Annotated in this window: 1 pseudogene; it reads left to right on the top strand. The window is 61.5% G+C overall.

Going from position 1 to position 244, the window contains the following annotated elements:
- Positions 1-244, top strand: a pseudogene (locus P0D80_RS51710) (hypothetical protein); the annotation flags it as partial.

Genomic DNA, 244 nt, shown 5'->3' with positions numbered 1-244 from the left:
CGTGCTGTTCAAGAAGTTCGCCGGCATCGACGTGTTCGATATCGAGCTGAACGAGTCCGACCCGCACAAGCTGGTGGATGTGATCGCGGCGCTGGAGCCGACCTTCGGCGGCATCAACCTCGAGGACATCAAGGCGCCGGACTGCTTCATCGTCGAACGCGAATGCCGCAAGCGCATGAAGATTCCGGTCTTCCACGATGACCAGCACGGCACGGCGATCGTCGTCGCGGCGGCCATCACCAAT

Source organism: Paraburkholderia sp. RL17-373-BIF-A (assembly GCF_046030175.1).
Classification (GTDB): domain Bacteria; phylum Pseudomonadota; class Gammaproteobacteria; order Burkholderiales; family Burkholderiaceae; genus Paraburkholderia.
The sequence above is the reverse complement of the archived record's forward strand: the minus strand, read 5'-3'. Positions and strand labels throughout refer to the sequence as shown.